At 71.5% G+C, this 24,929-nt stretch carries 24 protein-coding genes and 1 riboswitch; of the genes, 10 read left to right on the top strand and 14 right to left on the bottom strand.

The features are described from left to right. Positions 1–1,299, top strand: coding sequence for a M48 family metallopeptidase (locus tag ACH4DZ_RS10000; RefSeq protein ID WP_398286518.1), 1,299 nt, complete (start codon positions 1–3; stop codon positions 1,297–1,299). Positions 1,300–1,361: 62 nt separating this feature from the next. Here the strand turns inward: ACH4DZ_RS10000 and ACH4DZ_RS09995 are convergent, their stop codons facing one another. After that, the gene (locus ACH4DZ_RS09995; RefSeq protein WP_398286517.1) at positions 1,362–1,976 is read right to left on the bottom strand and encodes a Uma2 family endonuclease; all 615 of its coding nucleotides are present in this window, start codon (positions 1,974–1,976) and stop codon (positions 1,362–1,364) included. A 159-nt stretch (positions 1,977–2,135) separates the two neighbouring features. On the opposite strand from ACH4DZ_RS09995, the gene ACH4DZ_RS09990 reads away from it, so the two are divergent. The 4 genes from ACH4DZ_RS09990 (at position 2,136) to ACH4DZ_RS09975 (ending at position 4,423) form a co-directional block, all read left to right on the top strand. Next, positions 2,136–2,546 (top strand): VOC family protein, encoded by a 411-nt coding sequence (locus ACH4DZ_RS09990; RefSeq protein ID WP_398286516.1) that lies wholly within the window; start codon positions 2,136–2,138, stop codon positions 2,544–2,546. A 140-nt stretch (positions 2,547–2,686) separates the two neighbouring features. After that, a complete protein-coding gene (locus ACH4DZ_RS09985; protein WP_398286515.1) occupies positions 2,687–3,094 on the top strand; it encodes a hypothetical protein in 408 nt (135 codons plus the stop codon). Beyond that, positions 3,091–3,612: a thiol-disulfide oxidoreductase DCC family protein gene (locus ACH4DZ_RS09980; protein WP_398286513.1), complete on the top strand. Its 522-nt coding sequence runs from the start codon at positions 3,091–3,093 to the stop codon at positions 3,610–3,612. The genes ACH4DZ_RS09985 and ACH4DZ_RS09980 overlap by 4 nt, the downstream gene beginning before the upstream one ends. 55 nt (positions 3,613–3,667) lie before the next feature. After that, the gene (locus ACH4DZ_RS09975; protein ID WP_398287059.1) at positions 3,668–4,423 is read left to right on the top strand and encodes a TetR/AcrR family transcriptional regulator; all 756 of its coding nucleotides are present in this window, start codon (positions 3,668–3,670) and stop codon (positions 4,421–4,423) included. A 23-nt stretch (positions 4,424–4,446) separates the two neighbouring features. On the opposite strand, the gene ACH4DZ_RS09970 is transcribed toward ACH4DZ_RS09975, so the two are convergent. Beyond that, on the bottom strand, positions 4,447–6,930 hold the full coding sequence (locus ACH4DZ_RS09970) for an MMPL family transporter (RefSeq protein ID WP_398287058.1): 2,484 nt from the start codon (positions 6,928–6,930) through the stop codon (positions 4,447–4,449). A gap of 185 nt (positions 6,931–7,115) precedes the next feature. Between ACH4DZ_RS09970 and ACH4DZ_RS09965 the strand changes: the two genes are divergently transcribed. Together ACH4DZ_RS09965 and ACH4DZ_RS09960 are read left to right on the top strand one after the other, a co-directional pair. Continuing rightward, positions 7,116–7,805 carry a response regulator transcription factor gene (locus ACH4DZ_RS09965; RefSeq protein WP_398286512.1) on the top strand — a complete coding sequence of 230 codons (690 nt, stop codon included), beginning with the start codon at positions 7,116–7,118 and terminating at the stop codon, positions 7,803–7,805. Continuing rightward, positions 7,805–9,244 carry an ATP-binding protein gene (locus tag ACH4DZ_RS09960; RefSeq protein ID WP_398287057.1) on the top strand — a complete coding sequence of 480 codons (1,440 nt, stop codon included), beginning with the start codon at positions 7,805–7,807 and terminating at the stop codon, positions 9,242–9,244. Before ACH4DZ_RS09965 ends, ACH4DZ_RS09960 begins: the two co-directional genes overlap by 1 nt. A gap of 286 nt (positions 9,245–9,530) precedes the next feature. Here the strand turns inward: ACH4DZ_RS09960 and ACH4DZ_RS09955 are convergent, their stop codons facing one another. The 3 genes from ACH4DZ_RS09955 to ACH4DZ_RS09945 all read right to left on the bottom strand — a co-directional run bounded on the left by ACH4DZ_RS09955 (position 9,531) and on the right by ACH4DZ_RS09945 (position 11,945). Continuing rightward, positions 9,531–9,935: an ATP-binding protein gene (locus tag ACH4DZ_RS09955; RefSeq protein ID WP_398286511.1), complete on the bottom strand. Its 405-nt coding sequence runs from the start codon at positions 9,933–9,935 to the stop codon at positions 9,531–9,533. 360 nt (positions 9,936–10,295) lie between these two features. Then, positions 10,296–11,597, bottom strand: coding sequence for a metallophosphoesterase (locus ACH4DZ_RS09950; RefSeq protein ID WP_398286510.1), 1,302 nt, complete (start codon positions 11,595–11,597; stop codon positions 10,296–10,298). Positions 11,598–11,699: 102 nt separating this feature from the next. After that, positions 11,700–11,945 carry an SCO4848 family membrane protein gene (locus ACH4DZ_RS09945; RefSeq protein ID WP_398286509.1) on the bottom strand — a complete coding sequence of 82 codons (246 nt, stop codon included), beginning with the start codon at positions 11,943–11,945 and terminating at the stop codon, positions 11,700–11,702. 151 nt (positions 11,946–12,096) lie between these two features. On the opposite strand from ACH4DZ_RS09945, the gene ACH4DZ_RS09940 reads away from it, so the two are divergent. Then, positions 12,097–13,413 carry a D-alanyl-D-alanine carboxypeptidase family protein gene (locus ACH4DZ_RS09940; RefSeq protein ID WP_398286508.1) on the top strand — a complete coding sequence of 439 codons (1,317 nt, stop codon included), beginning with the start codon at positions 12,097–12,099 and terminating at the stop codon, positions 13,411–13,413. Here ACH4DZ_RS09940 and ACH4DZ_RS09935 read toward each other — a convergent pair. The 4 genes from ACH4DZ_RS09935 to ACH4DZ_RS09920 are packed head-to-tail and all read right to left on the bottom strand — an operon-like array spanning position 13,367 to position 16,290. Further along, on the bottom strand, positions 13,367–14,299 hold the full coding sequence (locus ACH4DZ_RS09935) for a YihY/virulence factor BrkB family protein (RefSeq protein WP_398286506.1): 933 nt from the start codon (positions 14,297–14,299) through the stop codon (positions 13,367–13,369). The two genes, ACH4DZ_RS09940 and ACH4DZ_RS09935, sit on opposite strands and share 47 nt — an antisense overlap. Then, positions 14,287–14,769 (bottom strand): GtrA family protein, encoded by a 483-nt coding sequence (locus tag ACH4DZ_RS09930; protein WP_398286505.1) that lies wholly within the window; start codon positions 14,767–14,769, stop codon positions 14,287–14,289. The genes ACH4DZ_RS09935 and ACH4DZ_RS09930 overlap by 13 nt, the downstream gene beginning before the upstream one ends. Further along, on the bottom strand, positions 14,766–15,776 hold the full coding sequence (locus ACH4DZ_RS09925; protein ID WP_398286504.1) for a decaprenyl-phosphate phosphoribosyltransferase: 1,011 nt from the start codon (positions 15,774–15,776) through the stop codon (positions 14,766–14,768). Before ACH4DZ_RS09925 ends, ACH4DZ_RS09930 begins: the two co-directional genes overlap by 4 nt. Then, the gene (locus ACH4DZ_RS09920; protein WP_398286503.1) at positions 15,769–16,290 is read right to left on the bottom strand and encodes a phosphatase PAP2 family protein; all 522 of its coding nucleotides are present in this window, start codon (positions 16,288–16,290) and stop codon (positions 15,769–15,771) included. The genes ACH4DZ_RS09925 and ACH4DZ_RS09920 overlap by 8 nt, the downstream gene beginning before the upstream one ends. 142 nt (positions 16,291–16,432) lie before the next feature. Between ACH4DZ_RS09920 and ACH4DZ_RS09915 the strand changes: the two genes are divergently transcribed. Beyond that, positions 16,433–17,788 (top strand): FAD-binding protein, encoded by a 1,356-nt coding sequence (locus tag ACH4DZ_RS09915; protein WP_398286502.1) that lies wholly within the window; start codon positions 16,433–16,435, stop codon positions 17,786–17,788. Between the two features lie 64 nt (positions 17,789–17,852). Further along, positions 17,853–18,608, top strand: a complete 756-nt coding sequence (locus ACH4DZ_RS09910; protein ID WP_398286501.1) for a decaprenylphospho-beta-D-erythro-pentofuranosid-2-ulose 2-reductase — start codon at positions 17,853–17,855, stop codon at positions 18,606–18,608. 119 nt (positions 18,609–18,727) lie between these two features. Here the strand turns inward: ACH4DZ_RS09910 and ACH4DZ_RS09905 are convergent, their stop codons facing one another. The 5 genes from ACH4DZ_RS09905 to ACH4DZ_RS09885 all read right to left on the bottom strand — a co-directional run bounded on the left by ACH4DZ_RS09905 (position 18,728) and on the right by ACH4DZ_RS09885 (position 24,903). Continuing rightward, positions 18,728–19,942, bottom strand: coding sequence for a hypothetical protein (locus tag ACH4DZ_RS09905; protein ID WP_398286500.1), 1,215 nt, complete (start codon positions 19,940–19,942; stop codon positions 18,728–18,730). Between the two features lie 74 nt (positions 19,943–20,016). Beyond that, a complete protein-coding gene (locus ACH4DZ_RS09900) occupies positions 20,017–20,595 on the bottom strand; it encodes a 2'-5' RNA ligase family protein (protein ID WP_398286499.1) in 579 nt (192 codons plus the stop codon). 198 nt (positions 20,596–20,793) lie between these two features. Continuing rightward, the gene (trpS, locus tag ACH4DZ_RS09895; RefSeq protein WP_398286498.1) at positions 20,794–21,807 is read right to left on the bottom strand and encodes a tryptophan--tRNA ligase; all 1,014 of its coding nucleotides are present in this window, start codon (positions 21,805–21,807) and stop codon (positions 20,794–20,796) included. 234 nt (positions 21,808–22,041) lie between these two features. After that, on the bottom strand, positions 22,042–23,496 hold the full coding sequence (locus ACH4DZ_RS09890; RefSeq protein WP_398286497.1) for a glycine hydroxymethyltransferase: 1,455 nt from the start codon (positions 23,494–23,496) through the stop codon (positions 22,042–22,044). 31 nt (positions 23,497–23,527) lie between these two features. Then, positions 23,528–23,614, bottom strand: a riboswitch (ZMP/ZTP riboswitch). A 101-nt stretch (positions 23,615–23,715) separates the two neighbouring features. Further along, positions 23,716–24,903, bottom strand: coding sequence for a glutathionylspermidine synthase family protein (locus ACH4DZ_RS09885; RefSeq protein ID WP_398286496.1), 1,188 nt, complete (start codon positions 24,901–24,903; stop codon positions 23,716–23,718). Positions 24,904–24,929: the final 26 nt, after the last annotated feature.

Raw genomic sequence — 24,929 nt, 5'->3', positions numbered from 1 at the left:
GTGAGCACCAGCGTCGGGACCACCGGGCAGGCCGGAGAGACAACGCAGCCGTGCCCGCAGTGCGGGGCCGAGATCCGGGTGGACGGGCGGTTCACCACCTGGTGTGCCGGTTGTGACTGGAACGTGGATCCGGAGCAGCCCGGCGAGGACCCGGGCCGCCTGGAGAGACGCCGGCGAAGACTCGCCCGCCGTCACGGCGAGCGGCTGGCCGCCGAGGTGGCCGCCGGAGAGACGCTGCGCCCGCGCCGCGACTTCGCGGGCCTGGCGGCCTACCTGATCGCACTCGCGGTGCACGGCGTCACCGGCGCGCTGGCCGTCGGCGCGGTGTGGTTCGTCGTGGCCGGGTGGGGCGGCGCCGGGATGTTCCTCGGCGCGGTCCTCGGCCTGCTGGCCTGGACCCTGCGGCCGCGCTTCTCCGAACTCCCCGACGACCGGCCCCTGCTGATCCGCACCGACGCGCCCGCGCTCTTCGCGCTGATCGACGAGGTCGCCGTCGTCGCGGACACCCGAGGCGTGGACACGGTCGCCGTCAGCGCCGAGCTGAACGCAAGTGTGACGACGTACGGGATACGCGGTCGCAGGCTGCTGACGATCGGTATGCCGCTCTGGGAGATCCTCACCCCGCAGGAGCGGATCGCCCTGCTCGGCCATGAACTCGGCCACTACAGCAACGGGGACACCCGGCACGGGCTGATCATCGGAAACGCGCTCCGCTCCCTCTCCACCTGGCGCTACTACGTCGACCCGACTCCCAACCCGACGGTCGTGGAGGCCTTCGTCAACCTGGTCTTCATTCTGCCCCGCGCCCTGATCCAAGGGCTGTTGATGCTGCTGGACCGGCTGACCCTGCGGGCGACACAGCGCGCCGAATACCTCGCCGATTCGATGGCCGCCCGCGCCGGGTCCACCGACGCGGCAGCGTCGATCATGAACCGTTTCCTCGTCCTCGACTCGGCCGAGACCATGCTGCGGCGCGAGGCCAACGCCCAGCAGGTCGGGCGGCGCGGCACGGCGGACCGGGAACCCTGGCTGGGCCTGTGGGAACGCCTGGGCGCACACATGGACTCCGTTCCGGAGGGCGAGTACGAACGCCAGCGCCGCGCGGCGGCCCTCCGGGGGCAGAGCGTCGACACGACCCACCCTCCGACCCACCTGCGCCGCCAGTGCCTCCTCGCCGTCCCGCCCCTCCCGGCGACCGTCACGACGGACGGCGGCGCGGAGTCCCGGATCGCCGCCGAACTGGCCGGCCCGTCCAAAACAGTGGCCAAGCACGTCGTCAAGCACGGGCTCGGCCACTAGACCCCGTCGAGGGGGCAGCTCCTTTGGTCAGCCGCGCACCGCGTCCCCCGAGCGCCCGGGCGTCAGTCCACCGCCGTCAGGTCGATCTCGATGTCGAAGGGTGCCGTGGTCTTCAGTCGGTCGTGGAAGATGCCGGTGAGCCCGTACGACTTCGTGGCGGGGTCGAGTTCGTAGACGTAGACGACCGGGAGGCCCTTCTCCTCGTCCTTCTCGACCCGCCAGAAGTGCGGCACCCCGGCTTCCGCGAACTTACGGGGCTTGACCTCACGGTCCCGTTCGCGGGAGTCCGGTGATACGACCTCCGCTGCCAGGAGGACGTGCTCGGCTCCGAGCCAGGTCTGGTCGAGACCTGTGTACGCCTCCGCCGAAGCCACCAGAACGTCCGGTTCCGGTCTGTTCCGTCGGTCCAGCACGACGGTGAACTCCCGATAGACATCCAGATGGTCCGGCGCCCGGCTCAGCAAGCCATGCTCCAGCAGACGTATGCAGCGCAAGTGGAAGCGCGTCTGCGGACTCCTGTAGACGAGGCTTCCGTCGATCAGTTGCGTGTGTGGCGGCAGATCCGGGATCCGGTCGAGGTCGTCCGCGGTCCAGCCCTCGGGCGGCGGAACCGGCCGACAGTACGCACCCTCGGTGTCGGGCCCGTCCTCGGATGCGGCGTCCGCCGTTGCTCCCATGCGACGGAGTCTCGCCCGCGGGATCAGCGCTCCCACCAGCAATGACCGCCGGTTCAGCCGAAAGAGTGGCCTGGCGCCGCGGCGCCACACGGGTGACTCCCCTCAGTGGCTGCCCGCCGCCTCCCCCCTCACCCCCACCCCACCACCTAATCTGACGACATGTCAGACGAAGAGTCGTACGAACTGCTCGGTTTCGACAACGTCCTCCTCCCCGTCGGCAACCTCGACGAGGCCGTGGACTTCTACCGGCGGGCCGGGTTCACGGTCGGGTTCCGGCTCGACGAGGCCGGGATCGCCGTGCTCAAGGTCGGCAAGGAGACGCCCGGCGTGCTGTTGCGGCTGGAGGACGAACTGGGGCACCGGCCGCCGGCCTGGGCGTGCCCCCGGGTGTGGCTGGAGGTGCGGGACGCCAGGGGCATGGCCGACACCCTCGCCGCCGCCGGCGTCCAGCCCCTCGACGCACCCCTCTCCGTGGCCACCGGCTGGACCGTCGAGGTCGCCGACCCCTGGGGCAACGTCATCGGCTTCACCGACTACACCAAGCGGCCGGAGCTGGCCCGCACCGGCTGAGCCGCACGTCACACCCGCGCCCCCCACAGACGACTTGAACGTGTTCAAAAACAGGTCTACATTCTCTCTCGACAGCCTTTTGAACACGTTCAAGAAGGCAGTCGAGAAGACAGTGGTGCAGTCGAGAAGGGGCGGGGACCATGGACCTCACGGTCGTTGCGTATGTCATATATCTGCTGATCAGCGTCGCGCTGACGGTCTGGGTGGCACGGACGCTCAGCCACAACGGGCGGATCTTCCTGGCCGATGTGCTGCAGGGGAACGAGAAGCTCGCGGACGCCGTCAACCACCTCCTGGTGGTGGGCTTCTACCTGGTGAACCTCGGCTTCGTGGCGCTCTATCTGAACCAGGACGACGAGATCGCCGATGCCCGCGGGGTCTTCGAGGCCCTGTCGACCAAGCTCGGTGTGGTGCTCCTGGTGCTCGGCGCCATGCACCTGGGGAACGTCTACGTGCTCAACAGGATCCGCCGCCGGGGCGTCATGGAGCGCGAGCAGATCCCGCCCGTGCCGCCGCAGGGCTGGGTCGCGCCGACGGCCGGAGCGTGACCCCGGTGGTCACCGCCGCAGGCCCGGACCGGGACGCCGTACGCGTCCCGGTCCGCGGGCTCACCGTCCTGTACGACGCCGAGTGCTCGCTCTGCGCCTTCCTGCGCGACTGGCTCGTATGGCAGCGGCAGTTGGTGCCCCTGGAGCTGGTGGCCGCCGGGTCGTCGGAGGCCAGGCGCCGCTACCCCGGGCTCGACCACGCCGCGACGCTCGACGAGATCACCGTGGTCGGGGACGCGGGCCAGGTCTACCGGGGAACCGCCGCCTGGGTCGTCACCCTGTGGGCGCTCGCCGACCACCGCCCGATGGCCCACCGGCTCAGCACCCCGGCCGGGGCCCGGCTGGCGCGGGGCGCGGTGCTCGCCGCGGCCAGGTGGCGCGAGGGGCAGCGGGCCCGCCGGGAGGGGCACTGGGGCGGGCGTACGTACACCGCGGCCGACGGATGGTCGTACGACCCGACCGTGGGGTGGACCTACGACCCGCCCGCCTGCGACAGCGGCACCTGTCCACCTCGTTAGGCTCTGTCCCGTGCCAGCAGCGAACGACAGTGCCCCCAGCCCGGACGGTCCCGCCGTGCCCGAGAGCTCCGGCGGGGCCGAAGGCCCCGGCGCCCCGCGCACGCCCGCCAAGAGCGAGCAGACCCGGGCCCTGATCCTGGAGACGGCCATGCGCCTGTTCCAGGAGCGGGGTTACGAGAAGACGACGATGCGGGCCATCGCCAAGGAGGCCGGGGTCTCCGTAGGCAACGCCTACTACTACTTCGCGGGCAAGGAGCACCTGATCCAGGGCTTCTACGACCGCATGGCCGTGGAGCACCGGGCGGCGGTCCGTGAGGTCCTGGACCACGAGAGGGATCTGGAGAAACGGATCGCCGGTGTCCTGAAGGCGTGGCTGGACGTGGCGACGCCGTACCACGAGTTCGCCGTGCAGTTCTTCAAGAACGCCGCCGATCCGGACAGCCCGCTCAGCCCCTTCTCGCCCGAGTCGGAGCACGCGCGCGTGGAGGCCATCGGCGTCTGCGGCGAGGTGCTGAGCGGTTCGAAGGCGAAGATCCCGGAGGAACTGCGGGAGGTGCTTCCCGAACTGCTGTGGCTCTCCCAGATGGGCCTGGTCCTGTACTGGATCTTCGACCGCACGGAGGGCCGCGAGCGCAGCTACCGCCTCGCCGAACGCGGCGCCCGCCTCACCTCGCTCGGCGTCTCGCTGGCCCGCTTCCGCGTACTGCGGCCCCTGGTCCGCGAGGTGCACGAACTGTTCACGGACTTCCTGCCGGGGATGACGAACGCGCTGCCCGATCCCGCCAAACCCACCAGGAAGTCCGCGAAATAGCGCCGCTTCAGCGCTTCACGCGGTCAGTTCACCGCGTCCACCTCGTCCTCCGCCAGCTCCACGTCGTACACCAGCGGTTCCGCGCCGACCATCACATGGCGGGCCCGGGAGGAGTGCTCCTGGGCCGTCACGGCCAGCAGGTACGAGCCCGCGGACGGGACCGAGACGATGTACGAGCCGTCGGCCAGCGAGGTCACCCGGTCGAGCTGACGGCCGCCCTTGGAGAGCAGGGTCAGCGCGGCGCCCTCGACGGGCGCGCCGTCCGGGGTGCGGACGAAGCCGTGGATCACGGTGGAACCGCCGTCGGTGCCGGTACCGGAGCCAGCGCCGGAGTCAGTGCCGGTGCCAGTCCCGGAGTCAGTGCCGGTCTCGGCGTCGGGCACGCGCGCGTGGGGCCCGTCGGCCGTCTCCTCACGGGGCTCCACCGCCAGGTGCGGCAGCCGCTTCTCCAGGCCCGCGGGGAGCCACCAGTTGGAGTTGCCCAGGAAGTGCATCGCGGCCGGGACCAGGGCCGTACGCAGGATGAACGCGTCGAGGGCGACCGCCGCCGCGAGCCCGATGCCCGCCATCGCGCCCTCCATGTCACCGCTGAGCACGAACGCGGAGAACACACAGATCATGATCAGGGCCGCGCAGTTGATGACCCGGCTGGTCTCGGCGAGGCCGACCCGGACCGCGCGCGCGTTGTCCTTGGTGTGCACCCACTCCTCGTGCATGCGGCTCACCAGGAACACTTGGTAGTCCATCGAGAGCCCGAAGAGCAGCGACAACATGATGACCGGCAGGAAGGCGGTGATCGGTCCCTCCTTGCCGATGCCCAGCAGTTCCGTGCCCCAGCCCCACTGGAAGATCGCGACGAGCACTCCGAAAGAGGCGGCTGCCGCGATGAGGTTCATCAGGGCCGCCGTCAGCGGCACCACCAGGGAGCGGAAGGCCACCATCAGCAGCAGGAAGCCGAGCGAGATGATCGCCGCGACGAAGTAGGGCAGCCGCTCCCCCGTGACGGCCGCGAAGTCCTTGAAGACGGCGGTCACTCCGCCCACGTGGGCGTCGACGCCGGATTCCGGGATCACGTCGTCGCGCAGCCGGTCGATCAGCTGGTCCGTCTTCTCGGACTGCGGTGACGTGGTGGGCACGACCTGGATGACCGTGATGCCCCGGGCCGGCGGCGCGGCGGCCACCTGGGCGACACCGTCGGTCGAGCGGATGGTCGAGACGAGCGCGTCGGCGTCACCGCCGTCCACGACCACCTGGAGCGGGCCGTTGAAGCCGGGCCCGAAGCCCTCGGCCAACAGGTCGTACGCCTGCCGGGTGGTCGTGGAGTCCTGGTGGTTGCCCTGGTCGGTGGCGCCGAGCCGGATCGACAGGACGGGCAGCGCCAGGACCATCATCACGAGCAGGGCCCCGGCGGCGATCGACCGCGGCCGCTTCTGCACGTACGCGGACCAGCGGGCGGCGAGTCCGCTCGCCTCCTCCGACTCCGGTCCCTCGGCGGCGAGCCGGCGGCGCTGCCTGCGGCTGAGCACACGCATGCCGAGCAGTCCGAGGAGCGCGGGCAGCAGGGTGGTCGCGGCGAGCACGCTCAGCACGACCGTCAGCGAGGTCGCGACGACCACACCGTCCAGGAAGCGCATGTTCATCACCAGCATCCCGGCGAGCGCGATGCACACGGTGCCGCCGGCGAACAGGACCGCGCGGCCCGAGGTGTTGAGGGCCGTGACGGCGGACGCCTCGGGCTCCATGCCGCGCAGGATGCCCCGGCGGTGCCGCGTCACGATGAACAGGGCGTAGTCGATGCCGACGCCCAGGCCGATCAGCGAGCCGAGCAGCGGCGCCACTTCGGGCACGTCGGTGACATGGCTGAGCAGCGAGGTCGCCATCAGGCCGGTGCCGAGGGCCGCGATCGCGACGACGAGCGGCAGCAGCATCGCGAAGAGCGAACCGAAGGCGAGGAAGAGGACGACCGCCGCGGCCATGATGCCGACCGTCTCGGCGATGCCGCTGGGCGGTTCCTGGGTCCGGGTGATCGCCTGGCCGCCCAGCTCCACCTGGAGCCCGGCGCGCTCGACGTCCCGCGCCGTGTCGACGACGTCCTCCACGAGCGCCTTCGGCACACCGTTGGCCTGCTCGGTGAAGGTGATCTGGGCGTACGCGATCCGCCCGTTCCCGCTGATCTGCGAGGCGCCCTGGTCGGCGTACGGGCTGCTGACCTCGCCGACGCCCTTCATGCGCCCGATCTCTTCGAGGGCGGGCTCGATCCGGGAGCGTACGGACGCGTCCCGCGCCGTCCCCTCGTCGACCTTCCACACCACCGTGTCGGTGTCGCCGGACCGCTCCGGGAAGGCCTTCGCCATCAGGTCGTACGCGCGCGTGGAGTCCGTGTTCGGAAGGGTGAAGGTGTCCGCGTAGTTCGTGCCCGCGGCGGAGCCCGCGAAGCCCAGCCCCAACAACGCCCCCACCCACAGAATCAGGACCACCAGCCGGTGCCGATAGCACCACCGTGCCAATGTCGTCACGCCTCAACGCCCCTTAGTCGCTTGGTTGTTCATTCGGTCGATCGGTTGGTCCCCCAGGTCCTGCGGCACAGCATCGGGCGCGGTGCGGGCCGCTGGACATGACCTGGCCATGACTCACAAGGAACTCCCAAGGGAGAGCCGGTCCCGTTGTCGGTGGTCGCGCCGATACTGGGGGCATGACCGCTCACGAGGGGGCGACCGTGCTGGTCGTCGAGGACGAGCCGAGCATCGCGGACGTGCTGACCATCGCCCTGCGCTACCACCGCTTCGCGGTGATGACGGCCGGGACCGTCCGCGAGGCGCTGACGCTGGCCGAGCGCACACGACCGGACGCGGCGCTCCTCGACGTGATGCTCCCGGACGGGGACGGCCGGGCGCTCGGCCGCGAACTGCGCGTGAAGCAGCCCGATCTGGCCCTGGTGTTCCTCACCGCGCGGGACGCGCCCACGGAGATCGTCGGCGCGCTCTCCTTCGGCGACGACTACATCACCAAGCCGTTCAACATCGACGAGGTGATCGCCCGGATCACCGCCGTGCTGCGCCGCACCCGCCCCGCCGACGTCCTGCCCGAGCGCCCGCCGCTGCGCTACGGCGACCTGGAACTGGACGAGACGACGTACTCGGTGCACCGCGCGGGCCGCACGGTCGAGCTGACCCCCACCGAGTACGCGCTGCTGCGTTTCCTCGTGCGCAACGGCGGCCGGATCGTGCCCAAGGAGCAGCTGTTGCGGCACGTCTGGCAGTACGAGCACCCGGCGGAGTCGACCGTCGTGGAGACGTACATCAGCTATCTGCGGCGCAAGCTCGACGCCCTCGGCGCCCCGGTGATCACGACTCGGCGTGGCGTCGGATACGGGCTCGCGTGATCCGCCGGCGCTGCCGCGGGCACGGCATCCACTCCCTGCGCGGCAAGCTGACGGTGGCCAATGTGGCGCTGCTGGCACTCGGCATCGTCCTGGCGACGGCGGTGAGCCTGATGGGCATGCGGTACTACCTGCTGGATCAGGTCGACTCGGAGCTCCTGCGGATGCGGGACTCCCTGGAGAGTACGCAGCTGACCGCGCGGCAGATCGACTCGCTGAGCGCACTGGCCGCCATCCGGGAGGGGAGGGCGCCGGAGGCGCAGGGCCCGCCGGACGCGGACTCGCTGTTCGCGGTGGTCGACTCCAGGGGCCGGGCCCTCACGCTCGGCACCTTCGAACCGACCTCGAACCAGCGCGCGCTCGCCGCGGCGGTGGACGATCCCCGCGCGCTCACCGGTGACGCGGACCCGCGTGACGTGACGGTGGACGGTTCCCCGTTCCGGGTGATCGGCGCCTCGCTGCCCGACGGGTCCGTGATCCTGGTCGCCGGCTCCACCGACGCGCTGCACAAGGGCATGTCCAAGGCGCTCAAGCTCGACCTGTTCTTCGGGGTGCTGCTGCTGGCGCTGCTCGCCGTACTGACGATGCTGAGCGTGAGCCGGCGGCTGCGGCCCCTGGAGGACATGGTGGAGACGTCGTCGGCGATCGCCGAGGGGGATCTGGCCCGCCGGGTGCCGTCCAGCCACCACCCCACCCAGGAGGTCGAGCAGCTGCGGCTCGCCCTCAACTCGATGCTCCAGCAGGTCGAGGTGGCGTACCGGACGCGGGAGCGGAGCGCGGCCCAGCTGCGGCGGTTCGTCGCGGACGCCTCGCACGAGCTGCGTACACCGCTGTCGGCGATCCGCGGCTATCTCCAGCTGTACGACAAGGGCATGCTGCGGGAGCCGGCCGAGCGCAAGCGGGCGTGGGACCGGATGACCGGGGAGGCCGACCGGATGGGGCGCCTGGTCGACGAGCTGCTCACCCTGGCCCGGCTCGACCAGCAGCCCGAACTGCGGTTCCGGAACGTCGACCTGAGCCGTCTGGTGCGGGACGCGGCGGAGGATCTGCGGGCCCAGCAGCCGGGGCGCCCGGTCTCGGTGCGCGCCGAGGGGGCCCTTCTCGTACGGGCGGACGAGTCGGGCCTGCGGCAGGTGCTGGGCAATCTCGTGGCGAACGTACGCACGCACACGCCCGCGGATGTCGCGGTGGCCCTCGATCTGGAGCGGGCGGACGGGGTGGTGCGGGTGCGGGTCGTCGACGAGGGGCCCGGGTTGGCGGAGGAGGATGCCGCCCGCATCTTCGACCGGTTCTTCCGGGCGGGCGGGGGTGCGGGGAGTGGGCTGGGGATGGCGATCGTGCAGGGGGTTGCGGTGGCGCACGGGGGTGAGGTGACGGTTCGGACGTCACCGGGGGCGGGCCTGACGGTGACGATCACGCTGCCCTCGGGGCTGTGCGCGTGAGTCTCCCTCCGGGGGGGGGCGATAGGTGAGTCGCGGGGGTGCGGCCCCGGTGGGGGCGGGCCGCGCAGTTCCCCGCGCCCCTAAAGGCGCCCTTCAGGGGCGCGGGGAACTGCGCGGCCGACCCCCACCGGCCCGCAGGCCAAAAACAGCGGGGCCAGCCCCACAAGGGGCGCGGGGAACTGCGCGACAAGCCCCCACCGGCCCGCAGGCCAGAAAACAGCGGGGCCGGCCCCGTAAGGGGCGCGGGGAACTGCGCGGTCGGTCGCAGACCGCCGCGCCCGGAGGGCTACCGCGGTGCCGGGACCAGCGCCCAGACCGTCTTGCCGTGGCGGCCCCGGCTCCAGACCCCCCACGCGGTCGCGAGGCCGTCGACCAGCCGTAACCCCCGCCCCGACTCCTCGTCGTACTCCCCGATCGACCGCAGCCGCGGCTGCGCGGCACTCTCGTCGGAGACCTCTATGAGACACGACCCGTCAGCGAGCGTGGTCACCGCGACCTCGAACTCCCGTTCAAGCAACGGCGCATGCCGCACCGCGTTGGTCGCCAGTTCGGACACGAGCAGCACCACGTCCTCGAACGCCTGCTCCCCCGCGCTGTGCCCCCAGTTCGACAGATGGTCACGCACCCGCCGCCGCGCGAGCCCGACGGAAGCCGGGTGCCGGGGCAGCCGGAAGGAGTTGCGTCTCAACACGTTTGCTCCTCACCCTCCGCACGCCTCCGTCACATCATGCTGCGTGACGCGGACCCGATGCGTCACGCACGCAATTGCAACCCTGCGTGAACGCGACAGGCGCCCGGCGGGCCGATCCCCTCGGGGCTCCACAACCGGAGGACCCCGCCCCGTCCGAGGGGTGCCCCGATCCCCCGCGTCCGCACTGCTCAACCGGCGATCCGCCCCCTGACGCCACACGCCGGCCGGCGCCCGCACGTCACGGTTCACCGGATCATGTGAAGGTTCCGGGCCGTACCGGCCACGGCCGACGCCCCGCCGACTGGCCGGAATCAGCTGGTCGGCGGCCGGCGGAGGACGGCCCGCGTCGGACGGCCCGCCTCAGGCCTGCCTGGAGGCCAGCTCCACCACCGTGATGTCGGACGGCGCCCCCACCCTGGTGGGCGGCCCCCACGCACCGGCGCCCCGCGACACGTACAACTGAGTGTCGCCGTAGCGCTCCAGACCGGCGAGGGTCGGATTGGCGAGGTCCGCGACCAGGTTGCCGGGCCACAGCTGACCGCCGTGGGTGTGCCCGGAGAGCTGGAGGTCCACCCCGTGGTCCACCGCGTCATGGATCTGTACGGGCTGGTGGGCGAGCAGGACACACGTCCGGGCGCGGTCCCGGTCGCCGAGGGCCCTCGTGAAGTCGGGTCCCTGGCCCTCGTCCTCCCCGGCGATGTCGTTGACCCCGGCGAGATCGAAGTGGGCCAGCTCGGTGCGGGCGTTCTCCAGCGGGTTCAGCCCCAGTTCACGTACGCGCGCGACCCACTCCTCGGCGCCGGAGAAGTACTCGTGGTTGCCGGTGACGAAGAACGAGCCGTGCCGTGCCCGCAGTTGCGCGAGCGGCGCGGCGGCGGGTCCGAGGTCCTTCACACTGCCGTCGACGAGGTCGCCCACGACCGCGATCAGGTCGGGCTGCGTCGAGTTGATCGTGTCGACGACCTGCTGGGCGAACCCGCGCCCCAGTACGGGCCCGAGGTGGATGTCGCTGACGACGGCGATCCGGTACCCGTGGGCGGCCCTCGGGAGCTTGGCCAGCGGCACGGTGACCCGCTTCACCTTGGGCCCGCTCAGGACGCCGTACGTGCCGTACCCCACGGTGCCCACGGCGGCGGCAGCCGCGGCCCCGCCCACGACCCGCGAGATGAGGAGCCGGCGCGAGGGGCCGGCGGGCGCGGGCGCCGGTGCCTCCGAGGGCCGCCCGGCCTCCCGGGCCGGTGCTTCCCCGGCCGCCGACGCCCCCGCCGGGACGTGCGCGGCCTCGCGCACCTCCGCCGGTTCGACCGCGGGCTCGGTCACCGGCTCGGCCGCGGGCGCCGTACGCCGGTCCAGAGCCCTCCGCAGCAACGGCCGCACGGCCTCGCCGACCAGCAGCGCCACCAGCAGGTACATCGACAGCGCCATCCACAGGAAGCCCGGCCAGGCCAGCACCTGCTGCAGCCAGAACGGCGCGCCCGTCCGCTCGGACGTGATCGCCGCGAACATCAGCAGCGGCCCGCCGACGACCACGACCGTGCCCACGCGCCGGGACACCCCGGGCCGCGCTGTCGTGTCGCGCACCAGCCGGCGCCACAGGTACCAGTGCAGCCCCCCGAACACGGCCAGGACCAGAACCACCACCACGACGAACACGATGACCACGCGACGACTCTCCCGTTATGACGTTATGACGTTGTGCGTTACGGCGACGCGTCGTTGTGCCGGTGCGGCGCCACGACTGCGCGGAGTCACGACCGTGCGGCGTTACGACGACGTGTGACGCAAGGCCCGGACACCGCGCAACCCGATGCCCCCGACAACCGTCCCCAAGACAAAGGAGACAACGGCGAGCGTCAGATGCACCCAGAAGTACCCGGTCGGATCGCCCGCGTCGTCGAAGGCGAGTCCGCTGCCGTCCTTCCACAGGTTTTTGATGAAAGTGACCCAAATGACCCAGCTCCACACTCCGAAGGCGAGCAGGAACCAGGAGAGGGGACGGCTGAGCTTCATGGGTTCAGTATCGCCGTCCTCGAACGGAACCGGCGCCCGGGGTGGGTCCGGCCACGACACCCGGCACGGTGGCGGAAAAGCCCCTGCCCGGAAGGGCCCCAGCGAGGAGGCCCCTGCGACTTCCCTCCCCGCGCCCTGTACGTTCTCGACCGTGCCCGCCATGAAAAAGACCGCCAAGTCCTCCTTGCTGGTCACTTCCGCCACCCTGTTGTCGTTCTCGCTCGCGCTCACGGCGACCGCCACCGCGCCCGCCGTCGCGGCCTCGGCCGCCTCGGCGGCGGACAAGCCGAAGCCGACCCCGTCGGCCAGCCCCTCGGCCACACCCCCGGCGGACATGTCGTCCGTGGGCGGCGCCCTGCTCGCGCGGCCCGGGACCCAGGCGAACCTCGGCATCGGCGCGCCGGTCCTCCCGAAGGACCTGAGCGCCCGCTCCTGGATCGTCGCGGACGCCGAGTCCGGCGATGTCCTGGCCTCCCACAACGCGCACTGGCGGCTGCCGCCGGCGAGCACCTTGAAGATGCTGTTCGCCGACACCCTGCTGCCCAAGTTCCCCAAGAAGCAGAAGCACAAGGTCGTCCCCTCCGACCTCGCGGGCATCGGCACGGGCTCCAGCATGGTGGGCATCAAGGAGGACGAGACGTACTCGGTCCACGATCTGTGGCTCGGTGTCTTCCTTCGCTCCGGCAACGACGCCGTGCACGTCCTGTCCGCGATGAACGGGGGCGTCGACCAGACCGTCGAGGACATGAACGCGCGCGCCGAGGAGCTCCAGGCGCTCGACACGAACGTGGTCAGCCCGGACGGCTACGACGAGAAGCGCCAGGTGTCGTCGGCGTACGACCTGACCCTCTTCGCCAGGTCAGGTATGACGGACCCGGACTTCCGCGAGTACTGCTCGACGGTCCGCGCGAAGTTCCCCGGCGAGACCAAGAAGAACAAGAAGGGCAGGACGACCCGCGGGACCTTCGAGATCCAGAACACCAACCGGCTGCTGACCGGCGACTACGGCCTCGACGCCTACCAGGGCATCGCGGGTGTGAAGAACGGCAACACCACCAACGCGGGCGCGACCTTCACCGGGGTCGCCGAGCGCGACGGCCGGGTCCTGCTCGTCACGGTCATGAACCCGGAGAAGCAGGAGCACGACGAGGTCTACAAGGAGACCGCCAAGCTCCTCGACTGGGGGTTCAAGGCCTCGGGCAAGGTCTCCCCGGTGGGCGAGCTGGTGCCGCCGAAGAGCGCGGACACGGGCGCCCAGCCGGGCGCGAACGCCTCCGGTGAGGCGGGCGGTTCCGGTGACGGCGGGGCCGAGCCGAAGACGGCGGCCGCCGCGTCGAAGACGGACGGTTCGGGCGGTGTCGGCATCGCGCTCGCGATCACCGGTGGCGTCCTCGCCCTGCTCGCCGCCGGTGTGTTCCTGATCAACCGCCGCTGGCCGCTGCCGGAGCTGATGCGTCGCCGCCGCTGAGGTCCGCGGAGTCGTCCGTCCCGGCCGGCCCGGCCGCCTCCTTGTGCCCCGTGGCCGTCCAGGACGCGCAGAAGAGCAGCAGCTTGGACGTGAAGTTGATCCACAGCAGCAGGGCGACGGGCACCCCGAAGGCCCCGTACATGCTCTTCGCCGCGACTCCCTGGATATAGCCGCTGAGCAGCAGTTTCAGCAGCTCGAACCCGGCGGCGCCGATCAGCGCGGCGACGACGAGGCGGCGCCGCTCCGGCTGGACGCCGGGGAGCAGCGTCAGGAGGTACAGGAGCAGCAGGAAGGCGGCGAGGACGGCCACGGCGAACGCGGCCACCCTCAGCAGCACCCCGCCCCAGCCGCCCTCGTCGACGCCGAGCTGCCGGGCGGTCCAGCCCACGGCGGTCGACGCGAGGGTGGACGCGGCGAGCGTGACGAGCGCGGCGCCGCCGAGGCCGACGAGTACGCCGCCGTCCACGAGCTTGCGCAGGATCGGGTTCTCCTCCTCGTCCGGCAGTTCCCAGACCGCGCGCAGGCACTCGCGCATCGAGCCGACCCAGCCGATGCCGGTGAAGAGCAGCAGGGCGCCCGCGATGAGTCCGACCGTGCCAGCGTTGTCGACGAGAGCGCCGATGTCGAGCTGTTCGGCGATGCCGGGGATCTGCTCGGCGATCTTGTCCTCAAGCGTCCGCACCCCCTTCTCGTCGAGGGCCGCGGCGGCGATCGCGGCGGCCACGGTGATCAGCGGGAAGAGCGCGAGGAAGCTGATGAAGGTCATCGCCGCGGCGAGCCGCGTCCACTTCACCCGGTCCAGCCGTTCGTACGAGCGCCAGGCGTGCGTGAGCATCAGCCGTGCGACCAACGGGCCCACGACGGGGAGCTTTTTCAGCCAGTCCATGATCCGACTCTGCCCTCGCCTCGGAAAACCAATGTCCTCGTACCCCAAAAGCGCAGGACCGTGGCGAGCGCCATGCCGATCCCCGCGCCCGACACGGTGTCCGCGCGGGGGGAGGTGAACCCGAGTCCGTAGTGGCTGACGAGGATGCACAGCAACTGCACCAGGGCTCCGGCGATGTTCACCCCGAAGAAGATCCCGTACCGGAGCAGGCTCGTGGTCGTGTGCCGGTACGTGCCCAGCGCGTTGCCCGCGTACGCGACCGAGCAGCCCGCCACGAACGACAGGGCCTTGGCGGTCAGCGGGTCGAGCCCGGCCGGGCCGCGCAGCCAGAGGAAGAGGGCGAGGTCGGCGGCGTACGCGAGGAGGCCTGCGGCGGCGAAGCCGAGCAGTTCCCCGCGCCGCGGTCGGGCCGCGTGCGGCGGGGGCGCCGGGCGCGCGCCTCCTGTTCCCGCGCTGTGCGCCCCGCTCACCAGTTGGCCACCGCCAGGCCGTACATGCCGAGCCACGCCACGCCGATCAGGGCGAGCGCGCGGTCGCGCAGGACCACGTCCTCGGGCTCGCCCGCGGTGCCCCGGTCGGCGAAGACCGCGTACCGCAGGACGGCGAGGATGAAGGCGACCATCGACAGCTGCCGCCAGGGCAGCACGCCGGTGTGCGGCAGGCCGCCCTCCTCCAGGGCCCACAGGCAGTAGCCGAGGACGGCGACGGAGGCCGCGAGCTGCCAGACGAAGCGCAGGTAGCCGACGGTGTACTCGGTGAGCAGCGCGCGCGTGGCGCCCGCTTTCCCGGCCATCTGGACGGCCTCGGAGTAGCGCTTGGCGGACACCATGAACAGCGCGCCGAAGCCGGTCGTGATCAGGAACCAGCGCGACAGCGGGATGCCGAGCGCGAGCCCGCCGATCATGGCCCGCATCAGGAACCCGGTGGTCACCACGGCGAGATCGACGACCAGGACGTGCTTGAGGCTGACGCAGTACGCGAACTGCATCCCCAGGTAGGCGGTGAGCAGCGCCGAGGTGAGCGGCGAGCACACGAAGGCGGCCACGGTCGGGGCGACGACGGCGAGAACGAGCCCTACGGAGTAGGCGACCGGGACGGGAACCACGCCCGCGGCGACCGGCCGGTGCCGCTTGACCGGGTGGGCGCGGTCGGCGTCGGCGTCGCGGGCGTCGTTGACCAGGTAGACACTCGCCGCGCAGGCCGTGAACAGCACGAAGACCAGGGCGACCTGGATGAGGGCGTGGCGTGAGAAGAGCTCGCCGGCGGCGGCCGGGGCGGCGACGACGAGGACGTTCTTGACCCACTGTTTCGGACGGGCGGTCCTGATGAGCCCCTTCAGGAGGCCCCTTTTCGGCGGGGCGGGCTGTTTTCCCGGTGCCTCTCCCGGACTCCCCGGGCTCCCCGGGCTCCCCGGGCTCCCCGGGCTCCCGGCGTTCCCCGGATTCTTCGAACCTCCCAGAAGGGCCGTCTCAGCCATGGTCACGGCCTCCTGTCATCCAGCGGGCGCCCAGCCGGGCCGTCACCGCGCCGAGGGCGGCGCCCGCGGCGACGTCCGAGGGGTAGTGGACGCCGACGACCACCCGCGACACGCACATCGCGGCGGCCAGCGCGGGCACCACACGTGCGCCGAGCGCTCCGAAGGCCACGGCGGCGGCCACCGCGGACGTGGCGTGCGAGCTGGGGAAGGAGTGCCGGCCCGCGGTGCGGACCAGCGGCTCGACATGGCCGGGGCGCGGACGGCGTACGAGCCGTTTCACGCCCATGCTGGCGAGGTGCGCGCCCGCGGTCAGGGCCGTGCCGCGCAGCCAGGCGCGGCGCCGCTCCCGGTCGGCGGCGGCTCCCGCGAGGCCCGCCGCGAGCCACAGCGCGCCGTGCTCACCGGCCAGGGACAGGGCCCGTGCGGCGGCGGCGACTCCGGGGCCGGTGCCGCGTGCGTGGAGGGCCGTGAGGATCCGGTGGTCCAGGTCAGGGCGCTCGTCGTGGTGGTCCATGGGAACTCACTGTTCACGTCGACCCCGCTACAGCTCCGGCAATATTGAGCGACATCCCATTAATCACCCATTTCGGGGAGGAAAGGGATGAAGAGGGATGTTAGGTAACTAAAGGCAAGCTCCGCTCGATACGGTCACCGGTATGTCTACCGACACGGTTTCCGTCACGGGGTGGGGCCGCACCGCTCCCACCGCAGCCCGCCTGGTACGCCCCCGTTCGTACGAGGAGGCCGTGGCGGCCGTCCGGGAGTGCGGGGCCCGCGGAGGCATCGCGCGGGGCCTGGGACGGGCGTACGGGGACGCGGCGCAGAACGCGGGCGGGGCCGTGTTCGACATGACGGGGCTCGACCGCGTCCACGCGATCGACGCGGACGGCGGAACCGTGCTGTGCGGCGCCGGTGTCTCCCTGCACCGCCTCATGGAAGTACTGCTGCCGCTGGGCTGGTTCGTGCCGGTGACTCCCGGGACCCGCTATGTGACGGTCGGCGGGGCGATCGGCGCGGACATCCACGGCAAGAACCACCATGTGTCCGGCTCGTTCGCCCGCCACGTCCTGTCCTTCGAACTGCTGACCGCCGACGGCCGGATCCGCATGGTGGACCGGGGGACGCCCCTGTTCGACGCCACGGCGGGCGGGATGGGCCTGACCGGCGTCATCCTGACGGCCACCGTCCGGCTGCAGCCCGTCGCGACGTCGCTGATGTCCGTCGACACGGAACGCGCCACGGACCTGGACGACCTGATGGCCCGCCTCACGGCCACCGACCACCGCTACCGCTACTCGGTCGCCTGGATCGACCTGCTGGCCCGGGGGGCGTCCATGGGCCGCTCGGTGCTGACCCGGGGCGATCACGCCCCCCTGGAGGCGCTGGCCGACCGCACGCGCGCGCGTAGAGCCCCCTTGGAGTTCCGTCCGGGACGTCTCCCCGCCGCGCCCTCCTTCGTCCCCGAGGGTCTGCTGGGCCGTACGACGGTGGGCCTCTTCAACGAGCTCTGGTACCGGAAGGCGCCTCGCGAGCGGGTGGGCGAACTCCAGCGGATGTCCACCTTCTTCCACCCGCTCGACGGCGTGCCGCACTGGAACCGCGTCTACGGGCGCGGTGGTTTCGTGCAGTACCAGTTCGCCGTCGGATACGGGCAGGAGGAGACCCTGCGCCGGATCGTGCACCGCATCTCGCAGCGCCGCTGCCCCTCCTTCCTCGCCGTCCTGAAGCGGTTCGGCGAGGGCGACCCGGGCTGGCTGTCCTTCCCGATGCCCGGCTGGACCCTCGCCCTCGACATCCCCGCGAACCTGCCGGGGCTCGGCGGCTTCCTCGACGAACTGGACGAGGAGGTCGCCGCGGCCGACGGGCGGGTCTACCTCGCCAAGGACTCCCGGCTGCGGCCCGAGCTGCTCGCGTCGATGTATCCGCGGCTCGGCGAGTTCCGGGAGCTGCGCGAGGAGCTGGACCCGCGGTCCGTCTTCACCTCCGACCTGTCCCGGCGCCTCGGGCTCTGACGCCCGCGGGCGCCACGTGAGCCGGTCCGTCAACGCTCCCTCCTCCCCCTAGGAGTTCGCTTCCATGAAGGACGCCTTCGGCATCCCCCAGTCCCTGCTCGTCCTCGGCGGCACGTCCGAGATCGGGCTCGCCACCGCACGACGGCTGATCACCCGCCGCACCCGCACGGTGTGGCTCGCGGGCCGTCCCTCACCCGGCCTGGAGTCGGCCGCCTCGGGGCTGCGGGAACTCGGCGCGGACGTCCGTACCGTCGACTTCGACGCGCTCGATCCCGACGCCCACGAGGCGGTCCTCGGCAAGGTCTTCGCCGAGGGCGACATCGACATGGTGCTGCTCGCGTTCGGCGTCCTCGGCGACCAGTCGCACGACGAGAACGAGCCCGGTGCCGCGGTGCGGGTCGCGCAGACCAACTACACGGGCGCCGTGTCGTCGGGGCTGGTGTGCGCGCGAGCGCTCCAGACGCAGGGCCACGGCTCCCTGGTGGTGCTCTCCTCGGTGGCGGGCGAGCGGGCCCGCCGCGCCAACTTCATCTACGGCTCCAGCAAGGCGGGCCTCGACGCGTTCACGCAGGGCCTGGGGGACGCGCTGTACGGCACGGGCGTCCACGTGATGGTCGTACGCCCCGGCTTCGTCCGCTCCAAGATGACACAGGGCCTGGAGGAGGCCCCGCTGGCGACCACTCCCGAAGCGGTCGCCACAGCCATCGAGACGGGCCTGCGCCGCCGCTCCGAGACGGTGTGGGTGCCGGGGGCGCTACGGGTGGTCATGTCGGCGCTGCGGCACGTACCGCGGGGCCTGTTCCGCCGCCTGCCGCTGTAACCGTGCCCCCGGGGTGCCCCTTCAGGGGCACGGGGAACTGCGCGACAAGCCCCCACCGGCCCGCAGCCCGGCCCCGAACCGAACCCCAGACTCCGCGAACCCGGCCCCGGAGCCGCGCGCTACCTCGTGAGCGACACGATGACGGTCTTGTCCATCGGGTCACCGCTCTGGTTGACCTGGACATGGCCCACGCCGAGAACCTGGTCGGTGCCGGGCACCGGCTCCACGGCGGACAGCCACAGCGACTGCCGCGAGTCGGCCCTGACCCCGCCCTCGTCGGGCAGCCGGGGCCGCCCGATCTTCGTACAGGCCCCGTCACCGTCGGCGTACCGGTTGCCGTCGAGGAAAAGCCCGCGGGCGCCGTCGCGAGCCACGGGAACGCGTCCGGCGCAGTCCCCCCGCGCGTCGGCCGCCCTGCTCCAGCGGGACCCGTCCCAGCGCAGCCGAACGGCCTCTTCCTCGGGCTCGTCCTCCCCTTCGCCATGGTTGAAGCTGTGCGTGCCGTACGCGCGGACGTCGTCGGCGGCGAAGGCGAGGACCCGGGCGACCGAGGCGCCGGGCTCGGCGGGCACCGGGTCGGGGTAGCGGTACTCGGGCATGTCGGTCCGCCGCCACGCCTCGCCGTCCCAGTGCACGGCGGCGGGCTGCTGCATCTCGTAGCCGTCGGTGCCGTCACCGGTATCGCGGTAGCCGGCCGCCCACAGGTCGTCGGAAGCGACGCCGTCGAGCGAGGTGGCGGTGACGCCCTCGGGCAGCGTCACGGCGCTCCACCGCGCGCCGTCCCAGTGCTGGAACCGGGACGCGGTGGCCAGCACCCAGATGTCGTCGGCCGCGAACGCCTTCACCTCGGTGACCCGGCCGCCGCCGGGAAGCTCCGGAAGAACGGTCCACTCCGTGCCGTCCCAGTGCGCCGTGCGCGACGTGGTCGTGTCCTGCGCGGAGGCCGTCAGCAGGAACTCTCCGGAGCCCAGGCCGTCGAGGCGGGCCTGGTGAACGCTGTCGCCGAGCACCGCGGGCATCGGCTGCCGCTGCCATCGGGTGCCGTCGCGGTGGAGCAGGAACCCGTCGCTGGAGGACTCGCCGGACGACTCGCCGGACGACGGATCGGTGCTGCTCAGGACCGCGCCGACGGCCCAGACGTCGTCGGCGCCGTTCGCCAGCACGTCCGACAGGCTGCCCTCGTCGAGGATCTCGTCGTACGCCCAGCTCATCCCGGCCGAGTTCGCCTTGCCGTCACCGCGCTCGTCGCTACCAGCGCGATCGCTGCCGTCGTCCGTACCGCATCCGGCCAGCGCGAGGCCGAGAAGAGCGAGCCCCGCCACCACCTTGCGCATGTTCCCCCCTGACCCCGGACCTCGCGATCCCCGCACTTCCGAACGAATCCGAATCCGAACCGAATCCGATCCGGTCAGCACGCCGGGAGCGGGCCCCGTTCCACGTGGGACGCCTGCGGCGGGACGACCGCGCCCCCGAAGACGTAGTCGCGCAGCCTGCGCCACACCCCGTCGGGCCCCTGCTCGTAGAGCGCGAAGCCGGTGCACGGCCAGTGCGCCTCGTACTCCGCCAGTTCCTCGAAGGCACGGTCCATCGCCTCGTCGTCGATGCCGTGCGCCACCGTCACATGGGGGTGGTACGGGAACTGCAGCTCGCGCGCCACGGGCCCGGAGGCGTCCCGGACCTGCTTCTGCAGCCAGGTGCAGGCCTCGGCGCCCTCTACCACCTGCACGAACACGACCGGGGACAGCGGACGGAACGTTCCCGTGCCCTGCAGCCGCATCGAGAAGGGGCGGCCCGCCGCCGCGACCTCGACTAGATGCGTCTCGATCGCGGGCAGCGCCGACCGGTCGACCTCGGTCGGCGGCAGCAGTGTGACGTGGGTGGGAATACCGCAAGCCGCGGGGTCGCCGAAGCCCTCGCGCCGCTCCTGGAGCAGGCTGCCGTGTGGCTCCGGGACCGCGATCGACACACCGATCGTTACGGTCCCCACGTCGTCTCCTGTCGTTGTGCCGATGTTCTGTTCCGCCGTGTCGGCGTTCCGGTCAGGCATGGGTTGCCGCCGGTTCGGCTATCGACTGTACGGCGGTGCGGGCCCGTTCCGGATGTCGTGCCGGTGTTGTCCTGGTCTCGTCCGGACCGCCTACGGACTCCCCTACGGGTTCCCGTACCGGCGGCCGGTGCTCGGCGATCAGTGCTTGGCGGGCAGGAAACCCACCTTGTCGTACGCCTGGGAGAGCGTCTCCGCCGCGACCGCGCGAGCCTTCTCGGCTCCCTTGGCCAGGATCGAGTCGAGCGTCTCCGGGTCGTCCAGATACTGCTGGGTGCGCTCCCGGAAGGGCGTCACGAAGTCGACCATGACCTCCGCCAGGTCCGTCTTCAGCGCACCGTAGCCCTTGCCGACGTACTTCTGCTCCAGTTCCGCGACACCGGTGCCGGTGAGGGTGGAGTAGATGCCCAGCAGATTGCTGATGCCCGGCTTCTCCACGGGGTCGAACCTGATCACCGTGTCCGTGTCGGTGACCGCGCTCCTGACCTTCTTCGCGGTGGCCTTCGGCTCGTCGAGGAGGTTGATGAGGCCCTTCGGCGTCGACGCCGACTTGCTCATCTTGACCGCCGGGTCCTGAAGATCGAAGATCTTCGCCGTCTCCTTGAGGATGTACGGCTTCGGAACCGTGAACGTCTGCCCCAGGCGGCTGTTGAAGCGCTCGGCGAGGTCGCGCGTCAGCTCGATGTGCTGGCGCTGGTCCTCACCCACGGGGACCTCGTTGGCCTGGTACAGCAGGATGTCCGCGACCTGCAGGATCGGGTACGTGAAGAGGCCGACGGAGGCACGGTCGGCACCCTGTCTGGCGGACTTGTCCTTGAACTGGGTCATGCGGGAGGCCTCGCCGAAGCCGGTGAGGCAGTTCATGATCCAGGCGAGCTGGGCGTGCTCGGGGACATGGCTCTGGACGAAGAGTGTGCAGCGGTCGGGGTCGAGCCCGGCGGCCAGCAGTTGGGCGGCGGCGAGCCGGGTGTTCGCGCGCAGGTCCGCGGGGTCCTGCGGAAGGGTGATCGCATGCAGGTCCACGACCATGTAGAAGGCGTCGTGGGACTCCTGCAGGGCCACCCACTGGCGGACGGCGCCGAGGTAGTTGCCGAGGTGGAACGAGCCTGCGGTGGGCTGGATTCCGGAGAGCACACGGGGACGGTCAGAAGCCATGCTCACCATTCTCTCAGGTGCCGGGGCCCGCTCCGGAACCGGTCGGGGACAGGTGCTGCCCCGATCGCCGGTACGTGTCCGGCCGCGGGCCCGGTGGGGGTCGCCCCTCAGAGGCGCGGGGAACTGCGCGACAAGCCCCTACCGGCCCGCAGGACGGAACACTGCGGGCGGTCGGGGCGGCGGGGCCGGGCGCGGTGGGGCCGGGGGCTCGTGGCCGGCGCCGCGCCCGGGACATCAGCCGAGGTCGATCTCCGGGTACAGCGGGAAGCCGGTCAGGAGGTCGGTCGCGCGGTGGGAGATCTCGTCCGCGATCTTCGGGTCGAGGATGTGCTGGGCCTTGGAAGGGGTGCCCTTCTTGGTGGTGCCCGGCTCCGTGGTGGTGAGGACGCGGTCGATGAGGCCCGCGATCTCGTCCATCTCGGTGGCCCCGAGGCCCCGGGTGGTCAGCGCGGGCGTGCCGATCCGGATGCCCGAGGTGTACCAGGCGCCGTTCGGGTCGGCGGGGATCGCGTTGCGGTTGGTGACGATGCCCGAGTCGAGCAGGGCCGACTCGGCCTGGCGGCCGGTGAGGCCGTAGGAGGAGGCGACGTCGATGAGGTTGAGGTGGTTGTCCGTGCCGCCGGTGACCAGCGTGGCACCGCGCCGCATCAGGCCCTCGGCGAGGGCGCGGGCGTTGTCGACCACGGCCCGGGCGTAGTCACGGAACTCGGGGCGGCGTGCCTCGGCGAGGGCGACCGCCTTGGCGGCCATGACGTGCGGAAGGGGGCCGCCGAGGACCATCGGGCAGCCGCGGTCGACCTGGTCGGCGAGCGACGAGTCGCACAGGACCATGCCGCCGCGCGGGCCGCGCAGCGACTTGTGCGTGGTCGTGGTGACGATCTGGGCGTGCGGCACCGGGTCGAAGTCCCCGGTGAGGACCTTGCCGGCGACGAGGCCCGCGAAGTGGGCCATGTCCACCATGAGCGTGGCACCGACCTCGTCGGCGATCTCGCGCATGATCCGGAAGTTCACGAGACGGGGGTAGGCGGAGTAGCCGGCGACGATGATCATCGGCTTGAACTCGCGGGCGGTGGCGCGCAGGGCCTCGTAGTCGATGAGGCCGGTGGTGGGGTCGGTGCCGTAGGAACGCTGGTCGAACATCTTGCCGGAGATGTTCGGGCGGAAGCCGTGGGTGAGGTGGCCGCCGGCGTCCAGGGACATGCCGAGCATGCGCTGGTTGCCGAAGGCCTGGCGCAGTTCGGCCCAGTCGGCCTCGGAGAGGTCGTTGACGTTGCGGACGCCGGCCTTCTCCAGGGCCGGGGCCTCGACGCGCTGGGCGAGGACGGCCCAGAAGGCGACGAGGTTGGCGTCGATGCCGGAGTGCGGCTGGGCGTAGGCGTGCTCGGCGCCGAAGAGCTCGCGGGCGTGCTCGGCGGCGAGGGCCTCCACGGTGTCCACGTTGCGGCAGCCGGCGTAGAAGCGGCGGCCGACGGTGCCTTCCGCGTACTTGTCGCTGAACCAGTTGCCCATCGCGAGGAGGGTGGCCGGGGAGGCGTAGTTCTCGGAGGCGATCAGCTTGAGCATCTCGCGCTGGTCGGCGACCTCCTGCCCGATGGCGTCGGCGATCCGGGGTTCGACGGCACGGATCACTTCGAGGGCACTGCGGAAGGCGGTGGATTCGGTGGAGAGGGGTGCGCGGGATTCTGACATGACGGCCTCCGGACGTGGCGTTCGGCGTTCACGGTTCGGCCCAGGCGCACGGCACACGGTTCCCGGGCCGCTCCCCGATGGTCGATCCCATCCCAGCGCGCCAGTCACGGCCCGTGGATCAGCGTACCGGGAGCGCCCGCGGGAGAGGTTGTGCCGTCCACCATGCGAGCGACGACGGGGCGCGGTCGGAACCGGGCCCCGCCGTGAGTCCGCCGTGGGTCACAGGATCACGTGCGGCAGGAAGCGTGCGTATTCGTCCGTCACCAGGCCGGCCGACTCACGGATGCCGAGGCCGGCCGATTCGTGTCCGACGACCCAGGCGCCGAGGACGACCCGGTTGCCGTCGAAGGACGGCAGAGGCGCCAGCTCCTGATAGCAGCAGGCCTCCTCGCGGAGGACCACGGGTCCGGGGCCCGGTTCGTGGACGGTGACGCCGGCGCCCTCGCGGCCGAGGAGGGGCTTGGCCACGTATCCGGCGGTGGTGGCCAGTTCGCGAGGGCCGTCGAGGTAGGCGGGGAGGAGGTTCGGGTGGTCCGGGTACAGCTCCCAGAGGATCGCGAGGAGGGCCTTGTTGCTGAGCAGCATCTTCCAGGCGGGTTCGATCCACATCGTCGTGCCCGTGCCACCGCCGTTGTCGAGGGTGGCCAGGACATGCGGGGCGAAGCGGTCGGTGGTGAGCCATTCCCAGGGATAGAGCTTGAAGCAGCTGCGGATGAAGCGGAGCTGCTTGTCGACGAAGCGTCCGGAGAGACGGTCCCAGCCGATCTCCTCCATCGCGATCCAGGCGGTGTCGAGGCCGGCCTGTTCCGCGGTCTCCTTCAGATATCCGACCGTCATGAGGTCCTCGCCGAGTTCGTCGGCGGCGGAGTGCGCGAAGTAGAGAGGGCTGCCGGGCGGAAGGAGGGGGGCCTGCTTCCGCCAGGCTTCGACGAGCCGTTCGTGGAGGGAGTTCCACTGGTCGGCGCCGGGGAAGCGTTCCTCCATCCAGAACCACTGGGGGCTCGCGGCCTCGACGAGCGAGGTCGGGGTGTCGGCGTTGTACTCCAGGAGCTTCGCCGGGCCCGTGCCGTCGTAGCGGAGATCGAAACGCCCGTACAGGGAGGGGAGTTCGGCGCGGCGGCGCCAGGCCTCGGCGACCGGCTCCGCCACGCGCGGGTCGGTGATCCCGAGGTCGGCGAGGCGGTTCTCGGTGACGAGGTACTCGGCCGCGGCCAGGCACATCGTGTGGAGTTCCTCGACGACCTGCTCCAGGGCCTCGATCTCGGGCAGGGAGAAGACGTAGTGGGCGGACTCGTCCCAGTACGGGCGCAGGGAGTCGTCCGGGTGGCGGGTGAGGGGGTAGATGAGGCCCTGGTCCTCGACTGTTCGCTGCCAGCCGGGGCGGGGTTCCATGGTTCGGCGTTCCACCGTCGCGTGTCCGTAGATCCGTCGGT

This window comes from Streptomyces sp. NPDC017991 (assembly GCF_044328075.1).
Lineage (GTDB): Bacteria > Actinomycetota > Actinomycetes > Streptomycetales > Streptomycetaceae > Streptomyces.
This window is presented reverse-complemented; position numbering and strand designations above follow the sequence as displayed.